Annotated in this window: 25 protein-coding genes and 2 tRNA genes; 6 read left to right on the top strand and 21 right to left on the bottom strand. The window is 53.1% G+C overall.

Annotated elements, in window-relative coordinates:
• Positions 1-27: 27 nt before the first annotated feature.
• The gene (gene twy1, locus MVK60_RS03570) at positions 28-1,029 is read right to left on the bottom strand and encodes a 4-demethylwyosine synthase TYW1 (protein WP_297436508.1); all 1,002 of its coding nucleotides are present in this window, start codon (positions 1,027-1,029) and stop codon (positions 28-30) included.
• A 149-nt stretch (positions 1,030-1,178) separates the two neighbouring features.
• On the opposite strand from twy1, the gene MVK60_RS03565 reads away from it, so the two are divergent.
• Positions 1,179-1,316 carry a hypothetical protein gene (locus tag MVK60_RS03565; RefSeq protein ID WP_297436506.1) on the top strand — a complete coding sequence of 46 codons (138 nt, stop codon included), beginning with the start codon at positions 1,179-1,181 and terminating at the stop codon, positions 1,314-1,316.
• Here MVK60_RS03565 and MVK60_RS03560 read toward each other — a convergent pair.
• The 16 genes from MVK60_RS03560 to MVK60_RS03485 form a co-directional block, all read right to left on the bottom strand.
• Positions 1,282-1,893 (bottom strand): HemK2/MTQ2 family protein methyltransferase, encoded by a 612-nt coding sequence (locus MVK60_RS03560; RefSeq protein ID WP_297436504.1) that lies wholly within the window; start codon positions 1,891-1,893, stop codon positions 1,282-1,284. The genes MVK60_RS03565 and MVK60_RS03560 overlap by 35 nt on opposite strands.
• Positions 1,894-1,949: 56 nt before the next feature.
• Entirely contained in the window at positions 1,950-2,126 is a 177-nt protein-coding gene (locus tag MVK60_RS03555) for a 30S ribosomal protein S27ae (RefSeq protein WP_297436502.1), read from the bottom strand.
• 13 nt (positions 2,127-2,139) lie between these two features.
• Positions 2,140-2,436, bottom strand: coding sequence for a 30S ribosomal protein S24e (locus MVK60_RS03550; RefSeq protein WP_297436500.1), 297 nt, complete (start codon positions 2,434-2,436; stop codon positions 2,140-2,142).
• Positions 2,426-2,959: a GTP-dependent dephospho-CoA kinase gene (locus tag MVK60_RS03545; protein ID WP_297436498.1), complete on the bottom strand. Its 534-nt coding sequence runs from the start codon at positions 2,957-2,959 to the stop codon at positions 2,426-2,428. Before MVK60_RS03545 ends, MVK60_RS03550 begins: the two co-directional genes overlap by 11 nt.
• The gene (gene spt4 / locus MVK60_RS03540; protein WP_297436496.1) at positions 2,956-3,144 is read right to left on the bottom strand and encodes a transcription elongation factor subunit Spt4; all 189 of its coding nucleotides are present in this window, start codon (positions 3,142-3,144) and stop codon (positions 2,956-2,958) included. Before spt4 ends, MVK60_RS03545 begins: the two co-directional genes overlap by 4 nt.
• Complete coding sequence (locus tag MVK60_RS03535; RefSeq protein ID WP_297436494.1) at positions 3,141-3,701, bottom strand: DNA-directed RNA polymerase; 561 nt, start codon at positions 3,699-3,701, stop codon at positions 3,141-3,143. The genes spt4 and MVK60_RS03535 overlap by 4 nt, the downstream gene beginning before the upstream one ends.
• Before the next feature lie 32 nt (positions 3,702-3,733).
• Positions 3,734-4,270: an inorganic diphosphatase gene (locus MVK60_RS03530; RefSeq protein ID WP_297436492.1), complete on the bottom strand. Its 537-nt coding sequence runs from the start codon at positions 4,268-4,270 to the stop codon at positions 3,734-3,736.
• A 75-nt stretch (positions 4,271-4,345) separates the two neighbouring features.
• Complete coding sequence (locus MVK60_RS03525; protein ID WP_297436490.1) at positions 4,346-5,317, bottom strand: DUF5305 family protein; 972 nt, start codon at positions 5,315-5,317, stop codon at positions 4,346-4,348.
• 2 nt (positions 5,318-5,319) lie between these two features.
• Positions 5,320-6,192, bottom strand: a complete 873-nt coding sequence (locus MVK60_RS03520; protein ID WP_297436488.1) for a hypothetical protein — start codon at positions 6,190-6,192, stop codon at positions 5,320-5,322.
• Between the two features lies 1 nt (position 6,193).
• Positions 6,194-7,252, bottom strand: a complete 1,059-nt coding sequence (locus MVK60_RS03515; protein ID WP_297436486.1) for a signal peptidase I — start codon at positions 7,250-7,252, stop codon at positions 6,194-6,196.
• Between the two features lie 46 nt (positions 7,253-7,298).
• Positions 7,299-7,835 (bottom strand): DUF1102 domain-containing protein, encoded by a 537-nt coding sequence (locus tag MVK60_RS03510; protein ID WP_297436484.1) that lies wholly within the window; start codon positions 7,833-7,835, stop codon positions 7,299-7,301.
• 11 nt (positions 7,836-7,846) lie between these two features.
• Positions 7,847-8,440, bottom strand: a complete 594-nt coding sequence (locus MVK60_RS03505) for a DUF1102 domain-containing protein (protein ID WP_297436481.1) — start codon at positions 8,438-8,440, stop codon at positions 7,847-7,849.
• Between the two features lie 221 nt (positions 8,441-8,661).
• Positions 8,662-9,093: a hypothetical protein gene (locus MVK60_RS03500; RefSeq protein WP_297436479.1), complete on the bottom strand. Its 432-nt coding sequence runs from the start codon at positions 9,091-9,093 to the stop codon at positions 8,662-8,664.
• 5 nt (positions 9,094-9,098) lie between these two features.
• Entirely contained in the window at positions 9,099-9,305 is a 207-nt protein-coding gene (locus MVK60_RS03495; protein WP_297436477.1) for a hypothetical protein, read from the bottom strand.
• Positions 9,306-9,683: 378 nt separating this feature from the next.
• A tRNA-Gln gene (locus tag MVK60_RS03490) sits at positions 9,684-9,759 on the bottom strand.
• A 333-nt stretch (positions 9,760-10,092) separates the two neighbouring features.
• A tRNA-Pro gene (locus tag MVK60_RS03485) sits at positions 10,093-10,170 on the bottom strand.
• A 74-nt stretch (positions 10,171-10,244) separates the two neighbouring features.
• Here MVK60_RS03485 and MVK60_RS03480 point away from each other — a divergent pair.
• The 4 genes from MVK60_RS03480 to MVK60_RS03465 all read left to right on the top strand — a co-directional run bounded on the left by MVK60_RS03480 (position 10,245) and on the right by MVK60_RS03465 (position 14,330).
• Positions 10,245-11,303 carry a glycosyltransferase gene (locus tag MVK60_RS03480; protein WP_297436475.1) on the top strand — a complete coding sequence of 353 codons (1,059 nt, stop codon included), beginning with the start codon at positions 10,245-10,247 and terminating at the stop codon, positions 11,301-11,303.
• Between the two features lie 127 nt (positions 11,304-11,430).
• On the top strand, positions 11,431-12,144 hold the full coding sequence (locus MVK60_RS03475; protein ID WP_297436473.1) for an ATPase domain-containing protein: 714 nt from the start codon (positions 11,431-11,433) through the stop codon (positions 12,142-12,144).
• 9 nt (positions 12,145-12,153) lie between these two features.
• Positions 12,154-12,567, top strand: coding sequence for a hypothetical protein (locus MVK60_RS03470; protein WP_297436472.1), 414 nt, complete (start codon positions 12,154-12,156; stop codon positions 12,565-12,567).
• 65 nt (positions 12,568-12,632) lie between these two features.
• Positions 12,633-14,330, top strand: a complete 1,698-nt coding sequence (locus tag MVK60_RS03465; RefSeq protein WP_297436470.1) for a DUF4910 domain-containing protein — start codon at positions 12,633-12,635, stop codon at positions 14,328-14,330.
• On the opposite strand, the gene MVK60_RS03460 is transcribed toward MVK60_RS03465, so the two are convergent.
• Positions 14,308-14,655 carry a transcriptional regulator gene (locus tag MVK60_RS03460; protein ID WP_297436531.1) on the bottom strand — a complete coding sequence of 116 codons (348 nt, stop codon included), beginning with the start codon at positions 14,653-14,655 and terminating at the stop codon, positions 14,308-14,310. The genes MVK60_RS03465 and MVK60_RS03460 overlap by 23 nt on opposite strands.
• Before the next feature lie 643 nt (positions 14,656-15,298).
• Positions 15,299-16,018, bottom strand: a complete 720-nt coding sequence (locus tag MVK60_RS03455; RefSeq protein ID WP_297436468.1) for a metallophosphoesterase — start codon at positions 16,016-16,018, stop codon at positions 15,299-15,301.
• A 499-nt stretch (positions 16,019-16,517) separates the two neighbouring features.
• Between MVK60_RS03455 and MVK60_RS03450 the strand changes: the two genes are divergently transcribed.
• A complete protein-coding gene (locus MVK60_RS03450) occupies positions 16,518-17,312 on the top strand; it encodes a nitrilase (protein WP_297436466.1) in 795 nt (264 codons plus the stop codon).
• Positions 17,313-17,522: 210 nt separating this feature from the next.
• On the opposite strand, the gene MVK60_RS03445 is transcribed toward MVK60_RS03450, so the two are convergent.
• Positions 17,523-18,317 (bottom strand): class I SAM-dependent methyltransferase, encoded by a 795-nt coding sequence (locus tag MVK60_RS03445; RefSeq protein ID WP_297436464.1) that lies wholly within the window; start codon positions 18,315-18,317, stop codon positions 17,523-17,525.
• A gap of 75 nt (positions 18,318-18,392) precedes the next feature.
• On the bottom strand, positions 18,393-18,983 hold the full coding sequence (locus tag MVK60_RS03440) for a hypothetical protein (RefSeq protein ID WP_297436462.1): 591 nt from the start codon (positions 18,981-18,983) through the stop codon (positions 18,393-18,395).
• Positions 18,984-19,080 lie beyond the last annotated feature (97 nt).

Here is a 19,080-nt window from a genome sequence, read left to right as displayed (position 1 = left end):
AAAACTTATAAAACAAAGGGACAGGCCTCAGTGCTTTATGAATCTGCCACCGATTCCGGTTCCGTGGGGATCAACGTCGTCGCGCATTATGAGCACGACCCTGCTCGGCTCGTATTCATCCTCGATGTGGTAGCCGGGCAGGTGCTTCACCAGCTCCTCGGCGAAGGCCTTAATCTCCTCGTGCCTCGGCATGTTGTTGATGGTGAGCCTGTTGCGCGAGAATCCGACGAACATGTAGGCTTTTGCCTCAATGAACATCGGGTTGGCGAGCTTTATCAGCTTCGCGTAGCCCTCGGGGTTGCCCATGTTCTCGCCCTTGACGAGGGTCAGCCTTACCACCGTCCTGGTCTGGGCGTCATTCATGAGTCCCAGCGTCTTCTTTATCTTCTCCCATCCGTCCGGAATCATGGGGACGTTCACCCGGTTGTAGGTCTCGATGTCCGGGGCGGTGAGGGATACGTAGAGCTGGCTCGGCAGCTTGTCCTCTCTCTTCATCTCCTCGAGCCTCTCCGGAACGGTTCCGTTGGTGACGATGAAGGTGGTAAATCCGCGCTTGTGGAACTCCTCCACCAGGTCGCCCATGTAGGGGTAGAGCATCGACTCGCCGGATAGGCTTATGGCTGCGTGCTTGGGGTTCCATGCCTCCTCGAACTTCTTCATGTTTATGCCGGGCATTCCCTTGTAGCCGACGAGGAGTTTTCTCTGGGCTTTTATGCTCTCCTCGACGATGAATGCTGGGTCATCCCAGGGCTGTGGTAGCTCCGTGCCGAGGAAGCCCTCCATCGGGCGCCAGCAGAATATGCAGTTGTGGGTGCACCATGCCGTAACAGGCGTCATCTGCAGGCAGCGGTGGGAGTGTATGTTGTAGAACTTCTGCTTGTAGCAGAAGCGGTCGTGCTTTATGCTCTCCTTGAGCCAGTGGCAGAGCTTCACCGAGCTGTGCCTGCCCACGAGCGCGTAGTGCTGTTTCCTGAAGAGGTCCGTTATCTTCTCGGGCATGTTGGGGTTTAATACAAATGTTATCGCCATTAGCCTCACCTAAATCTCCCTCTGAGTGAGCTTTCTCGGGTCTTCTTAAAAATGTGATGGCCTGGCGATGTGGTTTGGTTATTTTATCGTCGAAAAATAGTTCGGCAATTTGCGAAAGGTTTAAAAGGGGTTAAGAGACCTTCCAATTCATGTTTGAGCGAATAAAACCCGAACCCGAGATCAAAGCGAGGGAGATACATATCAACTTCTTCGAGGAGGACGTTGAATCCGAGGGATACCCGCGGGTTAAACTCATGTTTGAGGTTCCACGTTATCGTCTCGCCTGACGGGTGCACGGCCGTTTATCAGAACTATGTCTTCGAAGAACATATGTTTCTTAGCCACGGTCTTTCCAGTCAGCCCCTTTTCCCCCAGTTTTCTCAGTGTTTCGTCTATCCCCGTCACTGAACTCTGAACTATCTGGACGATTCCCCCGGGTTTGAGGTGCTCCGTTGCCCTCTCGATGAACCTATCGATAACTTCTCGTCCGTCTTTCCCCCCAACCAGGGCTAGGTCTATCGGTTCCTCAGGTTCACCTGGCAGGTAGGGGGCGTTGAACGTTATCACGTCGAACTTTTCGCGGACGTTCTCAAAGAGGTCGCTTAAGCGAAACTCCACGTTGGTGATCCCGTTGAGTCGGGCGTTCTCTTTGGCGAATTCAACTGAGAGGGGATTGATGTCCACACCGAGGACAAAGCTGGCTTTCCTCGCCATCAGAAGGGCTATCAGTCCCGTGCCCGTGCCAACGTCGAGGGCTGTATCCCCTTCGCTGACCGCGAGGTTTTCAGCTAGGAGGAAGGTATCCTCCGCGGGCTCGTAGACCTGAGGATGGAGTTTGAGGTTGAGGCCGTAGTACGTTGGCAATTCTCCTCATCCCAGATGCCCGTAGAAAAGCGGTTTTAAATGGAAGGAAAAAGAAATCACTTCTTCTTCCATTCGGTGTAGCCGCACCTTCCGCATGCCCAGCGGTCGCCGTGGTCTGCCATGAAGATACCCGGACCGCAGCGGGGGCAGAAGCGGTTTTTCCTCTTTATCTTCCCCCCCTGTACCTCGTAGAGCTTCCATTTCTGGCTGGTTTTCTTCTTTCCCTTGGCCATTTAAACCACCACCTCACTCCTCACTCTTCTGAAGGATCCCGTCTCTAATTAGGATGTACTCCGGCTCGACGTTCATCATTCTTTCCCTGCTCTCGTAGGCCTTTGCGTACCCCCTGCTCACGTGGCTTCCGAAGAATGACCTGATGTACTGAACGACCGTTGTCTCTGGGTTCAGGTCGAGCATTGCGACGAGTTTGCCCTTTACTTCCTTCCTGGAGGGTGTGGCCTCTCCCTCATGGAGGACGTCGAAGTGTATCTCCTTCCTTCCGAGGAGCTTGTTCTCTTTAATCTCGGTAACCTTAATCTCCATCTTGAATCACCTCCATCTTCGACATGAGTTTTCCGCACTTGAGCTTGCATTCGGATGTTACCTTTATAAGCACTACCCCCTCGTTCGGCTGCCCGTAAACCACCACCGACCCTTCTGGGGCGTAGAGCACGGCTGGAATCGCCGCGAGGTCTTCCTCGCCGTTCACCTTTATGTAGACCCTTCTCCCTCGCTTGGCGAGCAGGAAGCCCTTTCTAATCGCGTTTAATAAAGCTTTCGTTATAGTCCCCGGCGGATTTTGAACGGTCATAACAACTGCACTGTCTGTTATGTCCGGGTCGTACTCCCTTCTGTGGGTTCGGTGGTCGTATATGGCCACCGCGGGCTTCAACCCAAGTTTAAGGACGTTCTCCGTGACAACGTCCCCCACTGTAATCAGGTAACCTGCTCTCTCGAGTTCTCCCCTGGCCCGAAGGTACGGTTCGGGGATTTCACCCCTCTCAAGCCGGCCGAGGGGCTCCTTCAGGAGTTTCCGCAGGTCGGAGGTTAATCTGAAGTACATCATCTAACCCTTATAGCGTACTTTCCGGGCACGGTAACGCCCAATTTTTGGGCGATTCTGCTGTTTTCGGGATCTGAGATTATCACCAAGTCGAACCACTCTTCGCTCAGGTCCCTGCTGCCGCAGACCGGGCAGCGGTCCTCTGTGGTTATGTAGTGGCAGTGTCTGCATGCCCTCTCTTTGGTCATGTTTCGGCCTCCTTGCGCTTCTCCTTTTCTATCCAATCCTCCTTTCCGAGTCCTGGCTGGCGCATGGTGAGGCCTACCTTGTTCTCCCGTATGACCTTGCTCTTTATGCTGACCGCTATTATCCTTGCGCGAACCTTGTCGCCAAGCTGAAGTGTTCTCCTTGTCTCTTTACCGACGAACTGTTTGTTCTTCTCGTCGAAGACGACGTAGTCATCCATCAGCTGGGAGATGTGAACAAGGCCATCAACGGGACCGATCCTGATGAAAGCCCCGTAGGGGGCCACATCGACGACCTCCCCCTCAACGACCTCGTGCATCTCGGGCTTCCACACCAGAACGTCGAAAACGACGTCGTGATACGTCGCACCATCGCCGGGTACTATGAGCCCCGGACCTATCTCCCTGACGTCCAGGATGGAGAGCACCACGCCCTCATCCCTGTCGTAGATGCCCTCGTACGTCTCGCGGAGCACGATCTTCGCGGCTTCCTTTGGGTCCACGGTGAACATCTTGGGGGGGATTCTGACGATGTCCTTAACCGTTAGGAGTTTGTACATGGCTTTACCTCCTGAAAAAAGTTGGAGGAGGCTCACTCCTTCTTTCCGAACTTCTCTTTGTACATCTCAATGGAGCGGAGGATCTCCCTCTTGGCCTCCTCGGCGTTGCCCCAACCCTCAACGACGGTGGTCTTGCCCTGGAGCTCCTTATAGCGCCTGAAGAAATGAGCGATTTCGTCGAGGAAAGACTTGGGAACGTCATCTATGTCCTTCCATTCCTTGAAGTACGGGTCGTCAACGGGGACGGCGAGAACTTTCCAGTCCTTATCGCCGCTGTCGTTCATCTTCATAATGCCTATCGGCCTGCTCTCGATAAGGGTGAGCGGGTAGACCGGCTCGCGCATGATGACCATTATGTCGAAGGGGTCTCCATCGTCGTAGTAGGTCTGGGGGATGATTCCGTAGTCGACCGGGTAGAAGAACGGGCTGTAGAGAACGCGGTCGAGTTTTATAAGGCCGTGTTTCTTGTCGAGCTCGTATTTGTTCCTGCTCCCCTTAGGGATTTCTATGACGGCGTTTACTACCTCTGGAACCTCCGGTCCGGGTTCTATGTCGTGGAACGGGTTCATCTCTAATCACCTCTTACCTCTTGAAGAACTTCTAGGTTAGGCTTTCGGGTAGGTCTTTTAAAGTTGTTGGTCGGGCTAGGAAGCCCGATACTCGTAAACTGTTCCACCATCGGTTACGACATAGACATCGGTCTCGCCATCACGGTAATGGACTATGGGCCGATCAACAAGTTCAAAAACTCTTTCAAGGTCCTTGGGCGAGGATAGTTCGATCTTTCTCTCTGCTGAAGGTGCCGTCCCCTCGACTACGTACTTCCTTAGTCCCTTGAGCTTGTCCAGCTTCCTCTCCCTCTTGGTGTAGATGAAGCCCGCTGGGGGAATTGCGAAGAGCAACGCCATCGCAGGGAAGACCGTTCTGGCAGTTGAAACCCCGACGTCCGAGCCTACAAAGGAGAGTGAGTTCGTCGTTGTGCTGACGTTCCGGACGACCTTTCTGTATTCCTTGTCGGACCCCGTGAAATAGAGCATCCCTGAGGCGTCGCGGTTTAGCCGGATTTCCTGAGTAAAGGGCTCTTTATCGTCGCTCAGCACTTTGACCGTTATATAGACTTCCCTCTCGGCACGGTAGAGTCCGGTGCCCTCCCGTATCTCCTTAAGCCTCTCGTCGAGCTCGGTCATGTTGAGATGTACCGGTATGGTAAACGAGCCCGAAAATGCTCCCCGGCCAATGAACGACGTTTCGTTGAGGATGTACACCTTCTTCCTGGCGGACGACACGTAGTAGTTGACGTGAAGTGCCGCCTCGTATCTGCCAGTGGCCTGTGGGGATAACCTGAACGTGTAGTTCCCCAGCAGTTCCTCGGTTATCTTCGACGGGTAGTAATTGAGCGATACTCCACTCTTGTAGATGGTCTCGTTGGAGAATATCCCGGTGTGTCTAAAGTGCCCTTCCTCCGTGTACAGTGTGGAATACGTTGCCTTCGTCGTTATTGGGGTCCGTGAGTAGGCCAGACCAGAGTAGGCCCCGAACAGAACGGCGAGGGAAATTGAAACGGCAATCCCAATCAGGATGGTCCGTTTTTTATCGATCTTTTCATAAAACTTCATGGTCATCTACCTCCAGCTACATGAACGGTGATGCGGTTCGAGACGACGTGCGTCCCGCACAGATGCGCCCCACAGTTGAGAATGTAGTTCCCACTGCAGAAGAAAACCGCTTCCATGGGGATGTTTAGGGTCACGGTCTCTCCATGGGCCACGTGGACGTGCCACACTATTAGCCAGCCGGCACAACCGCAGTGGCCGGCGCTGATAAACATGTCGGCGTTGCCCGAGCTTGGCTGGGGCGGGCCCACCAGGTAAAATGCCCTCCATCCGGGGTTGGGAATAACGTCCTTTATGACGAAGTCGCCGTCCGGGCCGTTGTTCGTGAAGTTGAGCTGTAGTGTTATTGTATACCACTCCCCAACCGTGTACTCATAAACACCCCCCACTATGCCCTTCTTTAGAACGTAGGTCGGCTGTTCAACCTTAGCGTACATGGAACAGTCCCTCAGCTCGGCGCTTCCCCCTTCCCACTGGGCGTAGACAGTGAGTGGAACACCGTAGGTTCCGCTGGTAACTTCGTCGCCCGTAGAGAAACTTCCTCCGATTGAGACGGACTCGCCCGGTTCAAGTGTATAGGTGGAACTGTCAACGCTGCCGTTGAGCCCGTCCGGTAGGTTTGAGTAGTCACCGACGACGTGCACGGTTATTAATTTGTCCATCAGGTTCTCAACGATTATCGCGGTGAAGTCGACGCCGGAGCTTGCATTGACGGGAACCGGCTCTGAAAGACAGCGGTAGGCGACGTATGAATTGCTACCATTAACCACCGTGAATTCCGCGCTCCTCTGTGATGTGTAAGCCCGAAAGTTCCCACTCGAACCCATGATGAGGAGCAGTCCAAGCAGGAAGGCCGTGAATATCATGACTTTTCTCATACTAACCATCTCCGAGTATCTTGGAGAGGAGACTTCCTCTCCGCTTCCTGATTCTAAGAATATCCCCCTCAGAAACCCCTGAAAGAACGTAGAAGGTCCACAGGACTGCCGACAGGAAGAGAGCATATGCAACGAGCGGCAGGTACGGGTTGAAGGAGTACAGGAACGTGACGAGGGACACCGGTAGAATGGCCGGATACGACCTTACTTGGAACTCCTCGCGGTAGATCCTGGTGTCTGTTGGAACAGTAACGTGAGCCAAAACGCTGGCGCTTGAACCACCATCGAGGCGGAGGAACGTGGGGCCCAGGAGTTCTACCCTCTCGTTTCCCCCACTTACAAAGTAGTAAAAGGGGTAAACTGCCCTGTTTTCCACACTTAAGTTCTTCTCGAAGGTTGAACCGGGAAGGTACCAGCCGGCCCGCTGACCGCCCGCGAGGGTAGAGGAGTAGGTGAAGGCCAGCGTTCCCCAAGATGCAACCGTTACGAAAAGGAAGCCCGCTATGATGAGCACTGATATGGCTGCGTAGAGGGTTCTAACACTTACCCGGTAATACTTTATCCTCTTCCTCCTTTTGGAGCTCCCGGAGAACGTTAGAAACGCCCCAATGAATAGGAGAACCGCTATGACGTAGACGTTGCTTAGCTTTGCCCTGGCGGATTGAATAAACGCTCCACCACCGCGGATGACGAGGGGTTTTCTAAAGAGAACAACGACTTTTCCGGCTATATCCGGTCTCTTAACCGGGGGATAAAGCCCATCCTGCTGATCGGTGGCTACGTTGTTATCTCCCTTGGTTATGAAGCCATCATCGGTGACCGCGAAGATCCTGTGAACGGTCCAGCCCCCGTGCCTGTGAAATACGATGATGTCACCAACGTCGAAGTTTCTGGCTAAGGGATTCATGATGAAGAGGTCGCCCTTATCTATAGTGGGGGTCATGCTCTTGGAATAAGCGTACGACAGAAAAACCGGTCTGTTGAGGAGGAAGCCCGCTAATGAGCCTATAATGAAAACCAAGATGATGACCGCAAGGATGAGTTCGATTAGTTTTTTCATGGGCACCCCCCCTCAAAGGGTTTGGGGCAAAGGCCCCGGAAAGAAATCACTGTTCACAGGCCCCGGCATGGGCTTCTATGCTCATCTGGAACTGATAGTTTCCGAGGGTTGCGTTTGTGTTGTCGAATATCATTCCAATGGGCACGGGGTTTCCGTGGTAGACCGTGAACTCCAGGTTGTTGGCCGGTCCTGCAATCGGGTTGGTGTAGTTCCCGGCGAAGAGCAGGACACCCTCATGGTTGGTCTTTATGTCGACGCATATCGGGTACTCGGTCTGGTTGTTCTCCCAGAGCTCATTGCTTACCTCAAACATCTCCTCAAAGACGTACGTTGTGTTCGGGCTCATGCCCTGGCCTGCACCCTCCGGGTAGTTCGGGTTGTACTGGGTTATGTCCACGTAGAGCTTTCCAGCGTCGTAGGTCACGTAAGGCTGAAGGGCCGTCAGGTCGATGAGCTCGTTGTCATCCGCGACGACGTCGAAGCTCGCCTGCCTGTCGGCGGAGTAGTACCTGAAGTTGGCCCCGGCTCCAACTGCCAGGAGCATTCCAACCATCAGTAAAGCCAGTCCAAATAGCTTGTTCATCTTTCTTCACCTCACTGCCCACACTTTCCGGCCAGTTCTGCGGGTTCGGTGCCGAGCCTGTAGGCCTCTATATGTATGTTGCTGCTCTCTGTGGTGTTCAGAGCTGCGTTGCCAACTGTAAAGTCCATGCCGACCTTAACGGCCTCTCCTGGACCAACGACGAAGCAGACGTCGTTTTTCGCCATGTCACTGGCGTAGACGATGTTGCCGGTGCTGGCATCGTGGATGTCGTGGTCTGCGCCGTAGAACTGTATCGCGGTGTTGGCGTTGGTAATCCTGACAACTATACTCATGTTGTTCTCCCAGAGGTCGTTGCTTACCTCAAAGACCTCGTCGAAGTTGTACTCCGAGTTCGGGCTAAGACCCTGGCCGTAACCTGGGTAGTTCGGATTGTCCGGGCTTATGTCAACCACCAGAACGCCACCCTCGTTTATGTATGCGTAGGGCTGAATGGGCGTCAGGTCGATGAGCTCGTTGTCATCGCTGACGATGTCCCAGTGGACACTCCTGTCAGCGTTGTAGTCCCTGAAGTTGGCTCCGGCCCCCAATACAAGGCCAAAGGCCACCAGCAGGCCAAAAATTCCAAGGGCAATATTCTTTCTCATCTTTTTCGCCTCCGAATCAGGAGGCACTGTGGAGAAGGAAGCGAGCGGTGAAGTGGGGTTCATCCCTAAACCTTGTATACACTCACAACCACTGCAACGGTGAAATCAACGCAGTGCCTCGTGCAACCGCGTGGGTTGCCTGTCCATTACTTGGGCCGTTGGGGTATATATGAAATGGCAGGTTAACGGCCGGTAACGGGGGATTACCCTGGGGATGGCGGTCAGATACGTCTCATCTTTCTGTGGTGGACAACGCCAACGCCGGCGTAGATAATTGAGGCCAGCGCAAGGTGGAGGTTGTTCAGGTAGATTGCCGTTATAAAGAATATCAGGGAGAGACCTATGTAGAAGGAACTCCAGCTTATATCGTTCTTCTTTACGGTCTCCATATAAACTGTAACGTCGTTGGGGACCCTGACAAGGGTTATCACCCCATGCTTCAGGGCTATGACACCCTCCCGTTCCAGCTTGGGGATATGTGTTTGAACGAGGCTCACGTAGACACTCTTTCGGTGCTTTCGGTCGGTGTTACCCTCGTTCTTGGCTATGAACTCGACCACGTCCCTCAGCTCGGCCTTTCCTTCGCAACTGCGGAGGTACTCTATGAGCAGCATCCTCCTGCTGTTGCCAAGTATGACCGAGGAGGCCCCCATGGCGATCACCGTGCCAACCTGTAGTGCTTTCTGCCGTTGTTTCCGATTCTGGCCTCGACGATGCCCGTGTTGACCAGTCGTCTCAGTGTCCTCTCCACCTTCTGTCTGGTGATCTCAAAACCCCTCTCCATCAGAAAGCGGGTGATAAACGCAACTGTGAGTTCTCTCCCTCGAAGCATATCCACAATCTCACTCTCAAAGTCCCTACCCATGACTACGACCTCCCGACTGGAGTAAGGTCCAGTCTTAAACTATGTAATGTAAAGGGGTATTTAAACCTGCTCTAAAAGTTCGAAAACAGGAATCTGGTGGATAACTCCGTTTATAAGGCGTTTTTCGTGTGAACCGGGTTGTATGTTCCATAGCGGCGCCGGGGAACTAGCCTGTCCCCATGCTTAATTTAGCAAGATATTGGATATTTTACAACACAACTCGAGAGAGGAGGATTTAAAATGCACGTCCCAACTAACGTGGGAGCATAACCCGCAAAAATCACATAGCTGGGGCAAGTCCCAAGATCAAATAGTACTAAATGAAGTATAACATGCGGTTTGAAATTCGAGAATGTACATGTTATGAATTTGGGGCTTTGGTAGCCCCGCGGGGATTCGAACCCCGGTCCAGGGATCCAGAGTCCCCGATGCTTGGCCGCTACACCACGGGGCTATACCCGTTGGTAGGTTCAGGGCGGTATTTATAAATTTTATCCCTCGAAACTTTGCGGGGCAAAGTTTTGAAATGAACCCCTAGTTGTATCTGGGACAATATCTGTTAAATTGACTGGAGCTAACGTATGTAAACTCTTGCCCGTATGACGGGCCCCCTGGCTCTGAAAATGCGGTTAAACGGGTTTCGCTTTTTGTTCTGGCATTTTTTCGGACGCCTTGTGGAGAGTGAAACGCTGTAGATGTGCAACTGGGGAGTAAACCACCTAAAAACAAGCATTTTTAGAATCGCACGCGCTCTTCCCGTCACTGCTTTCTTCAGAAAAGGCTGTTATGGTGGGGCCGCCGAGATTCGAACTCGGGTCCCCGGCTCCCGAAGCCGGAAGGATAGGCCAAGCTACCCCACGGCCCCATACCCGCCCTTAGAGAATTTGTAAAACTTATAAAGTTTGCGGCGTTATCAGTCCCACCCTGGGGAGGATAGGCATGAAGGTATCCGTAATCATTCCGACTTACAATGAAAGGGACAACCTTGGAGAACTCTTTGAGAGGATCGACCGGGCACTCAATGGACGTGACTACGAGATCATCGTTGTGGATGATGATTCCCCCGATGGAACCTGGGAGCTGGCCTTGGAACTTGGAGAGAGGTATCCGGTTAGGGTTATCAGAAGGGTTGGTGAGAAGGGCCTTTCCTCTGCGGTGATAAGGGGATTTAAAGAGGCATCTGGAGACGTTTTTGTTGTCATGGACGCCGATCTTCAGCACCCTCCCGAGAAGATTCCCGAACTCGTGGGGGCGATTGAGGGAGGGGCTGATGTGGCCATAGGATCGCGGTACGTTCATGGGGGGCGGGTAAGGAACTGGTACTGGTACCGGAAGCTGATCTCCAAAGGGGCCATCCTCATCGGGAGACTGGCCCTGCCAAAGATAAGGGACGTTAAAGATCCCGTGAGCGGCTTCTTTGCCCTCAGGCGGGAGGTTATCGCGGGGGCCGAGCTCAATCCCGTTGGTTTTAAGATACTGATGGAGGTTCTTATTAAAGGGCACTACCTGGAGGTTGTTGAGGTCCCGTTCACGTTCGGACTCCGGAGGGCGGGCGAGAGCAAGCTGAGCGGCAGAACTATGTGGAACTACCTCCGGCACGTGCTGAGGCTGATGAAATGGGAAGGCGAACTGGACAGGCTCATCAAGTTTTCGGTAGTCGGGGCTTCTGGAATACTGGTCAATGAGGGATTTCTCTGGGCGTTTGTGACGTTCCCGGGCTGGGACAAGATACTGGCCAACGTGGCCGCCACGGAGCTGGCGATACTCAACAACTTCGCCTGGAACGATATCTGGACCTTCAGGGACGTCCGGGGGAAGCCCCTGCCGAATCGGCTTCTGAACTTCCATCTCGCCGCATTTACAGGCGCGGTTGTCCAGTGGATGGTCTACGCCGGATTGATCCTCTTCGGGATGAACTACCTCATCGCGAACCTTGTGGGAATTGGTTTCTCCTTCATCGTCCGCTTCCTCTTCAACCGGCACGTTACGTGGGGTTGATCCAGGTGATATTGCAGTTTTATAACTTTATGTTATATTAATCTCTATTTGGTCCTCCATTGAGATGACCTCATACTGGAGACCACAAACTTAAATACCTCCACTGTATATTCGGGTGGGGGATAGCATGTACGTGGGAGACCTTCTGAGGACATTGGAAAGGGTACCAAGCGGGGTTCCTGGACTCGATGATCTGCTGAATGGCGGGTTCCTTCCAGGTAGGGTCTACCTTGTGGTAGGGCCACCCGGTAGCGGGAAAACCACCCTGGGGATGCAGTTTCTCGTAGAGGGGGCGAAAAACGATGAGAAGGGGGTTTTCATATCACTGATTGAGCACCCGGAGATAATCATCCAGAACATGCTCAAATACAACTTCGGGCTTTTGGACTACGTCAAATCAAAGAGGATAACCCTCCACGACCTCGGGAGGATGATATTTGAATCCGAGTACAAGTTCACGTGGAACGATCTGTTCGGCTCAATACTCCATGTTGTGGAGGCGGAGAATGCCAAACGTGTGGTCGTGGACTCTTTCACGTCCCTTGAGTACTCAACGCGCGACGCCGAGAACAAACGTATAGCCATGGGCAGGTTCGTCAGGAAACTGCAGAAGATGAACGTTACCACGGTCCTTGTCTCCGAAATGCTTAGCTCTGAGACGTACACAGACGAGTACTACCTGGCCGATGGGGTCATCGTAATCCACCACTTCATGCGGAACTACCAGATGATCCGTGCCCTCCAGGTTCTCAAGATGCACGGGATTCCTCACGACAGCAACCTCAAGAGGATACGCTTCACCGATGAAGGGCTTAGGGTCTACCCTGAGGCCCCGTTTTGAGGTGGGAGAATGGGGGACTCCTCCGAGCTCAAACGTCTGGTTGAGGAGGCCTACCGCTTCGGCTACTTCGTGGGTTACGGGGGACACAGCGAATGGGCGGGATGGATACGACGGAAGAAGGTTCAGATGTACTCCCTTGCGGAAGAGCTTGGGGTTCTTGAGCTTGTACGGGATGCATATCGGCGGGGAAAAGCGGAGGGAGCAAAGAAGAAGGAGGAGGACATCAGAAAAGGCCTCGGTAAGGGGGCCCCCATCCTGGATGGACGTGGAGCCCCGGAGGTTTTCCCATTTGAGGAGACTTCGGAGGAGATTGAAGGGGAGTTCATCAGGTTCATTGAAACCACGCGGCTTTATCTTCCCCCCGATCTCCTGGACACACTGAAGAACATAAGGCCACCCAAGATGCTTCGCCTGGGTTTTTGAGTTTTCATTCCTCACCGGGCAACAGCTTAAATATCCCTTCATTCAAATACTCGTTGGGGATGTTCATGAGACGCTTTCTAGACGAAGCCAGACTTTTTGATTCCACGAAGGTTCTCCATTACATCTCGGAGATAAGTCAGTTCCACCGCATTCAGGGTTCGAAGGAACTTGTTGAGGCCGCCAGGTTCCTGCGTGAGGAACTTGAGTTATTGGGCATACAGGCCATTCTCTACGGGGACGTTTACGATGGGTCCGAATGGTACTTGACCCTCAGAAGTCCGATAGCGTGGGACTTGATCAGGGCAGAAATTCGATTCAATGGGAGGGAGCTCGGCTCCTGGGAAACACCCCTCGTCTCGCTGGCCCACTCCCCCGGTGGAAGCTTCAAGGGTGATGTCTTCCCCATACTCAGGGACGAGGACTGGAAACTGGCGAAGGGCAGGGTGGTTCTGGTTGGGAAATCCTGGAGGGAAGCTTACAGAAAGGCCAACGAGTCTGGTGCCGTGGCCTTCATAGCGTACCGTGAAGGAACGGGAAATGCCGTCCCGTACATAGGCCTGTTTCTGACAAAAGAGGACATGGAATGGGCCAGGATACCCGCCTTTGCGGTTCCAGAAACGTGGGCGAGGGAGGCCATCTCGAAGGTTCTCTCCGGTGGGAGAGTGGAGGCCAGTGGTTCAATTGAGGTGGAGGTCAGAGAGCACCAGGTTCTCCCGATCCTCTACGCCGAGATTGGGAAGCCGCCGTTTATTCTGTTCACCGCTCACCTCTGTCATCCGAAGCCGGGGGCCAACGATAACGCGAGCGGGAGTGCAACGCTTGTGGAACTTGCCAGGGTTCTGAATGCCCTTTACAGGGATTCCTTTCGCTTTGGCTTTGCGTTCCTCTGGGTTCCTGAGTACTACGGCACTCAGGCATTCATAGAGCGCCACGCAGACCTGAATAGGTACTACGCAGTTGTGAACCTAGACATGGTTGCTGGAAGCTGGGATCGGGCGGGTTCGACCTTGATGCTGGTTAGAACACCACTCTCCCGGTTCTCTGTAGTCTCCGGTCTGATGGAGTACTTCCTTGGGATGACCAACGCGGTGGGAGAGAGTCTTTCGGGCTCCCCGCTACCGAAGCTCCGGTTTAAATCCTACCCGTACGAGATGGGTAGCGACCACGACGTCTTCAACTTCTTCGGTGTCCCTGCGGTTATGTCGATAACCTGGCCAGACCGGTTCTACCACTCCAGCGAGGACACGGTGGATAAGGTCAGCAAGGAGAGCGTGGAGGTGATAGGGCGTGCGGTCACGGCAGCGGCACTTGCCCTCGCTGAAGCCGGAGAGGATGAACTCGGACGCTTTGCAAGGGGCTACGCAATGAAGTACCTCGGTGAGCTTGGGATGGAGGGAAATACGGAGGTGGCGGAGAAGCTCGTCATGTGGGGTCTCGCCAGGGACTCGAGGTTCCTCGGCATCGAGAGTGGACATGAAATTGGGAGGTACCCGTGGCTCGACTGGGTAATTAAGGGCCTTGTAAACGAAGACGTTGTTAAAAGGGTAGCTCCATCCCTTGTTGGGAAGTTTAAAGAATTGACCAAGGACAGAAAGGTCTTGGTGCAGCTCCATGAACTCCTCATGCTCGGTGAGCTCCTGCCGAGGGAGGAGGCCTTCAAGGCGCTTGAGGAGGAGTACGGGAAAGTGAACCGGGGGGTGTTGGCGGAGCTCGTTGGTCTTCTTGAGGAGGCGGGAATGGTTAGGTCTGTCCATTCTGGCTAGGGGAGTTCTTGAGCTCCCTTTCGATTTCGTTGATTTTCTTTATGATGTTCTCTTTGAGGTTTTCGAGGACCTCGCTGGGGGAGACCGCGGTGTAGACGTACCCGAGCCACCCCTGCTGGATTAGGGTCCTCTTCAGTATCCCCCTTCTGTAGAGACTCAGCACGTGCTCGCGAACGCTCCTCTCACTTATGTTGAGCTCCCGCTGTATCTCGGTTATTCTCATGGGTTCGTTCCTGTTGAGCAGGAGCCGGTATATCCTGAGCTCCGTCTTCTTCACTCCTAGAGAACGCAGTAGCGTCTCAAGCTTCTCGTAGATATCGCTCATCCCCGTCACCTGACCTCTTAATATCGCACCTATGAAACCTTATTTTCATAGGGCCTTAATAAGGTTTGCCCTCTATTAATCCCGTCAATGGAACACCTGGACAAACTAAACTCGATTTTGGGTATTGATAGAACACAAATTTCAAAGCTCTGCTCGTCGCAATATGTTTTTGGATAACCATAATTAGTGAGTTCTATTTTGGTGCACAAAGACAAAAGCATTCTACATTAAGAAATTGAGAGACAAATCGCTAAAACCACGTTGGGGGACGTTAAATGGGCTTACTTCAAAAGTACAGGCTCTTTTACACCCTGATAAGCACGGGCTTCGTCGGAAATATCCTCATCATCTACTACCTGACTAAAGGATTCAACTACGCTCAAATAGGAACCACAACGGCAGTAATGGCCGCCGGATACGTCCTTTTTGAAGTCCCGACAGGAGGAGTAGCAGATAAAATCAGCCGAAAACTAAGCGTCCTCATCGGACTAATCATCCACACCCTCAGCCTCCCCGTCCTAATCCTCCTCGGTGCTGGAGTCTCATTGAAGGTCCTGAGCAGGCCCACTCAAAGACGTTTTGAAGCTAAATCATATGGAAACCCTGCCAAACCCTGTGAAAAAGTGAAATTTGACGTTTTTCTTTATTTTGTCCTTTTTCTTCTTAAGCCTCTCCCCTTAAGGTGTGGGGGTTTCATGATATGGGCGCTGCTCCCTTCAAATCTCACCCTGCCGAGGTACGTCCCGTCGTTCAGGAAGATATCGCCCCATTTGGCGAATTTCAGGAACGGCACCATAAGTATCCCTTCCCTTACATCTAATCCTTCTATAAACGGGTTCACTGAGGGCAGCATCAGGAACCGTCCGACACGCAGTAGCACTTTTACTCTCCTCCTAACACCGTTCGAGTTGAACGTGTAGGTGGGGTGAATATGTCCGAGGTAGGCTTCCTTGAAATCCACATCTGGCAGTTTCGTGTGGCCGTGCAGGAAGAGAAGGTCCCCCAGGAGCAGGTGATCAACAACCTCCACGTCGGGAAATCTCGCCGTTACTTCCTCGATCCTTCCGTCGTGGTTGCCTCTTGTTATTACCGTGGGCACCTCACGTATTTCGGAGAAGAAGCACGTTAAAATGCGTTTCATCGTGAAGCTCAGCCCTATCGGTTCCTTTACATCGCCCAGAATTACGAGGATATCTGGGTCACTCTCTAGGATGAACGCTGCTAGATGCTCTTCGAATCGGGTTCTGACCCTCAGTCCCCTGGAGAGCTCAAAGCCTATGTGAGGATCCGCCATCAGAAGTGCCCTGCCGTTTTCCGTTTCAATCTCAAGGGAGAGCCTTTGGAACTCTCCAGAAAAGTCCATATGATCACCAAAAGAGAACTTTAAAAGGGAGGGCGGAACTCAGAGCCCGCGCTCCTTCCTTCTCTGTCTTTTGAGGCGCCTGATCCTTTTCTTCATCCACTTCCAGCGCATCCTGCCCTTCTTCTTCCACTTCCTCGGTCTCCTCTTCATGAGCATCACCTCACTAGCAAGCTTAGCTGTGGAGGTTGCCTTTTAAGTTTTTCCCTCGTTCTCGCCGCAATAATTTTGTACAGCCCAACGGCATTTTTAACCCCCCCTTTGCCCCGTTAAAGATTAGGAGGTTCCTTTTTAGAATCTGTTTTTTCCCGTACTTTGCAAGGGGTTTCTGTGTTTTTTAGAGGTTTAATGCTATTAATTTGCCTTATGCGTTTTGTATTGTAACACATTGATTGTTTAAATTGTATATAATCCTTGATTTCGATGTTACGGTTGCTCTCGCTACGGAGTTTCGACCCACTACTTTTATCAACCTGGTTGACGTAACTTCTTTGGTGGTATTATGAGGGTGGCCTATGTCCAGATGGAACCCGTTTTTCTTGAGCCTGAGGCGAACTATTCCAGGGCGGGGGAGCTGATACGTGCCGCCGCCGATGAAGGCGCGGAACTCATCGTCCTTCCGGAGCTCTTTGACACGGGCTACAACTTCAGGAGCAGGGAGGAGGTTCTGGAAGTCGCAGGTCAGATACCCGACGGACCCACAACCCAGTTCCTCATGGAGCTCTCCAGAGAGCTCGGTGTCTTCATTGTCGCGGGGACGGCAGAGAGGGACGAGAGGGGAAGGCTGTACAATTCCGCGGTCGTTACCGGCCCAATAGGCAGCGGATACATAGGCAAATACCGCAAGGTTCACCTCTTCTACCGTGAGAAGCTATTCTTTGAACCTGGGGATCTGGGCTTCCATGTTTTCAACCTCGGGATCGCAAAGGTCGGCGTTATGATATGTTTCGACTGGTTCTTCCCGGAGTCCGCGAGAACGCTCGCCCTCAAAGGGGCCGGCATCATAGCCCACCCCAGCAACTTGGTGATGCCCTACGCCCCCAGGGCGATGCCCATACGGGCCCTGGAGAACCGTGTCTACACGATAACCGCCAACAGGATCGGCGAGGAGTTTGGATTGAGGTTCATCGGTAAGAGCACGATAGCATCGCCGAGGGCCGAAGTGCTGGCGGTGGGGAGCGAGGATGAGGAGGAAGTGGCCGTTGTCGAGATAGACCTCGGGATGGCGAGGAACAAGAAGCTCAACGAGATGAACGACGTCTTTAGGGACAGGCGCCCCGAGCACTACGCCCTGTGATTGCATCCCTCCGCCTTTCTTTTGTGTGCTGTCATTATCGCATTACTACGATCACGAAAATCTAATTCCTTTGGAAAGTGGTCAATATCCCATTAGCAGGTTCCGGATTTTCCAGTAATATCGTGGGTTTCTATCCAGCGCATCGTATTGGAAGGCCCCAGTACCTCGTCGTAAAGAATGGGAACACGGGACAGGAGATAGAGATAGCGTTCAGCGCGGACCGCTGAAGTCGTCGAGAACAAGCACGGCGATGTCCTTTCTTGGGCGCTTGAAGTAGAGTACATCCCCCACGCGCGTGAATCCGTGCTCCCCCGGCCGTATCAGCCTAGCTTCCCCGAAGAATATCCGCCCGATCGCCAGCTGTGTCGCCAGGTCCCAGTGGTGGAAGTCGAACTCCCCCACCTTTCTGAAGCCAGGCAGTAGGTAGTAGGCTCTTTTGAACGTCCCCCTTCTGACGTCGTATCCCTCGTGGACGGAGGCGAGGGTGTGGTTTTCTCCCTTACTCTCGACGAAGAATTCCTTGTAGCCGATGCTGTATAATATCCTGTAAACCCTGTCGGTGTCTTCTACAATGAAAACACCGTCCTCGGTCAGTGTCAAGGCTACGTTGGAGAATATCCTGACCGCGTCGAAGGGATCGAAGTGTATCATGGTGTTGCCGAAGAGAAGCGCGACCTCGTGCTCCCCAGTAAGTTTTGCCACTTCCCTCACGTCCCCGCGAACCTTTGTCGGGACAATTCCCAGGCCTGCGAATTCGAGCCATTCTCGGACTCTCTTTAGATCTTCGGCCCTGAGGTCGAGCAGGGTTAGCTTTTTGGCGTTTGTTGCCTTTGCCGCCGCGGTTCCGGCTATTCCCGTGCCAGCGCAGAGGTCAAGGATCCTCCCCTCTCTGGGGAGCTTTAGCTTTTCAAAGAATTCCGACAGTTCTATGAACCTTTTTCTCGCCCCCTCGTTGCCCGGCTCCATATACGCCCTGGCGTAACGGTAGAGCCCTTCAAGGGACATGATATCACCACCTTGAAGAATGCATGAAATTATTTAAACCTATCGGAATATGGATGTCGATAAAATCTTTGGGTGTTAGTAGTAGCCCTCCTCATAGGCTCCCGTTAGGGCGATGAAAGCGGCGTAGAAGATAACGCCGAGCGAGGTCATAAGAAGCAAGACGACGCCAAGCGGCCCGGTTTCATAGCCGAGTGTCGCTAAGGCAACCTCTGTCGTTGTCAGGCCCGAGACTAGAGTTAGTGCCTTCGCAAACCTCTTCGCCATGACTCCCTTGAACTTCGGAGCCAGCTGGAAAACCAGCGGCCGGGAAACTAAAAACGTCAGTGCGAGGAGCAGAATGAGCGCCCCGCCGAGAACGATGGCGGTTTCCCGGGGAACTCTTCCAGTTATACAAAGGCCGGTGAAGATGGCCAGAAAAGCTGTCTGGAGGGTGATGTACTTCTTTAAATCTGGGGGTTTTATCACCTTTCCAGGTTTCTCGGGCGCTTTCTCCGGGAGCTCCTCAAGCTCGTACTCGCGCTTTGCCATGAACAGTCCCGCAGAAACCACGCCCATAACGAGGGAAACCATGAGGAGAACGAAAACGTTGGTGGAAACGCCTTTGATGGCCACCCCGAGCAGGAGGAGAGATATCATCAGCATCGCCGTTCCGGAGAACGTGTTCACCTTCTTCCAAACCCTTTCCTAGTGATAGGTGTAGCCTACGCGGAAGCCTATCAGGATGTTCCGTCTTCCCCTGAATGCCAGAACGAGGAGCGAGGAA

Source organism: Thermococcus sp. (assembly GCF_026988555.1).
GTDB lineage: Archaea > Methanobacteriota_B > Thermococci > Thermococcales > Thermococcaceae > Thermococcus.
The sequence above is the reverse complement of the archived record's forward strand: the minus strand, read 5'-3'. Positions and strand labels throughout refer to the sequence as shown.